Raw genomic sequence first — 1,490 nt, 5'->3', positions numbered from 1 at the left:
GACTTCGCGATACCAGCGCGGGTGATGTTTCTTCGCCCATGTTTTGGTAACCCAACCTTCCACCATCGCGGTAATGGTGCCTTTCACCCACAGGGCGGCGTAGATATGCACCATGATAACCACAATTAACGCCACTGCGGCAAATGAATGCAGCATTAGCGCAAATCGGATCACCGGGATTGAGAACGCAGGCGCAAAATACGGACGCCAGATGATCACGCCGCTTATCAGCAGCAGAACCAGGAAAATAATCGCCGCCCAGAATACGCATTTCTGGCCGAAGTTATAGCGCCCGGTGTCACCTACCTCCTCGTTGACGACGATCTTACGAATATTCTTCGCCCAAAAGATATCATCCCGATTGATTAGGTTGTGATGCCAGTAGCGGAAAAACATGATGATGAACGAGGCAAACATGATAACCCCGACAAACGGGTGCAGAATTCGCGCCAGCTGCGGGGTGCCCATGACGTGCATCAGCCAGTTGAAGGAGGGGAAAAAGAACCCCAGCCCGCTTATGGCCGCCAGCATAAAGCAGAAGGCGGTCACCCAGTGGTTGATTCGCTCCGGCGCCGTGTAGCGCACGATGGTGTCACGTCTTTTCATTTGCGCACCTCGTCATTCTCTTCATGCAGGTTGTCTTCTTCCTCTTCCGCCCGGTTCGGACCGACGCCGACGTAGTGGAAGATGCTGGCTGCGAAGGTCGCGGCAAAGCCCACCGCCGCGAGCGGTTTCCAGATGCCTTTCCAGAACTTCACGGTGGCGCTGATTTCCGGGTTTTCCGGCAGGCCGTGGTACAGATTCGGCTTGTCGGCGTGGTGCAGGACGTACATCACGTGCGTTCCGCCGACGCCGGCCGGATCGTACAGGCCCGCGTTGTCATAACCGCGGGTTTTCAGCTCGGTAACGCGCTCGCCGGCCAGCGCTTTCATATCCTCTTTGGAGCCAAAGTGGATCGCGCCGGTCGGGCAGGTCTTCACGCAGGCCGGCTCCTGGCCGACGGTTACGCGGTCGACGCACAGCGTGCACTTGTAGACGCGGTTGTCTTCCGGGTTCAGGCGCGGGACGTCGAACGGGCAGCCGGCGATACAGTAGCCGCAGCCGATGCACTGCTCGGACTGGAAGTCGACGATGCCGTTAGCATACTGAATGATAGCCCCTTCCGACGGACACGCCTTCAGGCAGCCCGGGTCGGCGCAGTGCATGCAGCCATCCTTACGGATCAGCCACTCCAGCTTGTCGTTTTGCTCCACTTCCGAGAAGCGCATCACCGTCCAGGATTTGGCGGTCAGATCCGCCGGGTTGTCGTACACCCCGACGTTGTGACCGACCTCATCACGGATATCGTTCCACTCCGAACAGGCCACCTGACAGGCTTTACAGCCGATGCAGGTGGTGACGTCGATAAGCTTCGCCACCTCCTGCTGGTGGTCCCGCGCCTGAGGCGCGGGGGTGAAACCGTTAGTCGCGGAACGACGAATAATGTCTTG

The 1,490-nt window shown here is 58.5% G+C and carries 2 protein-coding genes; both read right to left on the bottom strand.

Annotated elements, in window-relative coordinates:
• The coding region (gene fdoI, locus PFH44_RS27435) for a formate dehydrogenase cytochrome b556 subunit (RefSeq protein ID WP_283826817.1) at positions 1-606 on the bottom strand (606 nt) is incomplete at its 3' end.
• Positions 603-1,490, bottom strand: an 888-nt coding sequence (gene fdxH, locus PFH44_RS27430) for a formate dehydrogenase subunit beta (RefSeq protein ID WP_283826816.1), incomplete at its 5' end; no start/stop codon positions are given. The genes fdoI and fdxH, both read right to left, overlap by 4 nt.

The sequence above is a fragment of the Klebsiella sp. Ech2A genome (assembly GCF_030078455.1).
GTDB lineage: Bacteria > Pseudomonadota > Gammaproteobacteria > Enterobacterales > Enterobacteriaceae > Klebsiella > Klebsiella terrigena.
Note: the sequence above shows the minus strand (reverse complement) of the source record. Positions and strands in the feature narration are given on the sequence as shown.